Raw genomic sequence first — 1,901 nt, forward strand, 5'->3', positions numbered from 1 at the left:
CGCCGAGCGACGCGGAGCACTGGGCCGACCGCAGGGCGGCCCGGCGGCTGCGCGCCGCCCGCGAGCTGCTGCTCGAAGGGCGCTGGGAGAACGCCGTCGAAGCCGCGCACGCGGCCTGGCAGGCGGCGGGCGGGGGCACGCTGGGCGCCGCGGTGCTGGACGCGATGATCGACGTGCACTGCGCGGCGGCCATGGCCGACTCCTCCCCCGAGCACTTCCCGGACGCGGAGCGCTGGCTGCTGTGCGCCTACGGACACGACCCCACCAACGCGCGGGTGCGGGAGCTGCTCGCCGAGCGCACCTACCGGCACGCGGAGCGCCTCGACGGGCGCGGGCGGTACGAGGACGCGGTGGAGGTGCTGCGCCGCTGCCTCAACTGGAACCCCGAACACCCGTCCGCCAGGGCCCTGTTGGAGCGGTTGAACCGGCGCGGCAGGAACCAGCAGGACAGGGGCGGCGTCCCCCGCTGAGGAGGGACCCGCTGGATCTCAGGAGCACCGGGCCCCGGTGCCGAGTCAGGAGATGGCGCTTGACCACCGCATCCACGCCCCCGGGAGCGAACTTCCTGGACCCTGGTGAGCTGGGCGAGAAGCTGGCCGCTCTGCTCACCGCGCACCCGGGCCGCTTCACCGGCCGGGCGGACGAACTCCGCTGCCTGGCACACGACTTGAAGACCGACGACGCACGGCTCAACAGCTGGGCCGAGATCGATCTGACGGCCGCCTTCGTCCGTCCGGAGACCCTCGGGGCACCGCCCGCGAAGGCCGCGGCCCGCCGGTGGTGGCGCAGGCCGCCGCGCGAGGGGGTGCTGGAGGCGGCGCTGGGCGTGCTGGTGTTCGTGCCGCTGCTGGTCACCTGGTTCGGACTGCGCGAGGCGGTCCGGGCCTACGGCGCGCTGAGCCGCGCGGACCCCCAGGAGGCGACGCGGCCGTTCCTCCAGCTCTGGCAGACCGGGTTCGAGGGCCGTCTCGCGCCGGTGGGGCGGTTCGAGAACGTGGCACTGACCGCCGTCGCGCTGATCTCGCTGCTGGTGCTGCTCTCGGTGTGGCACGCCCGCGCGCGGTCGGTGGCCGAGCGCCGGGAGGAGCAGCGGCAGGACGAGGACGACCGGCTGCTGGGCACGCTGGCCGCGCTGCTGACCCGGGTGCAGGTGTGCCTGGTGCCGCGCCGGGCCGCGTCGCCGCAGCAGTTCGCCCGTGAACTCACCAACACCGCCAAGCAGTTGCAGACGCTGGTGCAGAACGCCAGGGCGGGCAACGAGGGGCTGCTCAGGAGCGCGAAGGCGGTCGGGAACGCCACCGACGCGCTCCAGCGGGCCACCACCGGGCTCTCCGCCGAGCTGCCCGCCATCGCCGAGGCGGCCCGCCGGGTGGAGGACGCCGTCCGGGCGGGTGCCGCCGCGACCGACCGGGCCCGCGCGGACGGCGAGGCCGCCGGACGGGACCTGGCCGCGAAGATCAAGGCCGCCGAGGACGGCGTGCGGACCGCGTTCTCCTCGCTGGTCGCCGAGCAGAAGGCGCTGGCGGCCGGGGCGCAGCAGACCGCGCGGGCGGCGGAGCAGGCGGCGCAGGCCGTGGTGGCGGGCGCCGGGCGCACCAACGACGTCGTCGACGGGATGCGGGAGGCGACCGAGCGCTGGGACGCGGCGGCGGCGCACTGGCAGGACGCGGCGGCCCGTCTCGAACAGGGCATCGACACCCTGACGGCCACCGCGTCGGCCGCGGCCCCGCTCCCGGCGCCGCGCAACGGTGCCCCGGCTCCGGGGCGTCCGGCGACGGAGGCGTTCCCCGGCGGTTTCACCGACGACTTCCCCGCCGGCTTCCCCGACGGCGGCAACGGTCCGGGCGGCGCGTCCGGCACCGTCCGGCTGCGGCGGACCGGCCGGGGCGACCGGCCGGACG

General features: G+C 76.7%; 2 protein-coding genes. Both read left to right on the forward strand.

Annotation, left to right across the window (positions count from 1 at the left end):
- The coding region (locus GA0115242_RS40855) for a hypothetical protein (protein WP_161353254.1) at window positions 1–470 on the forward strand (470 nt) is incomplete at its 5' end.
- A gap of 59 nt (window positions 471–529) precedes the next feature.
- The coding region (locus GA0115242_RS22875; RefSeq protein WP_093831419.1) for a hypothetical protein at window positions 530–1,901 on the forward strand (1,372 nt) is incomplete at its 3' end.

The organism is Streptomyces sp. SolWspMP-5a-2 (assembly GCF_900091845.1).
Lineage (GTDB): Bacteria > Actinomycetota > Actinomycetes > Streptomycetales > Streptomycetaceae > Streptomyces > Streptomyces doudnae.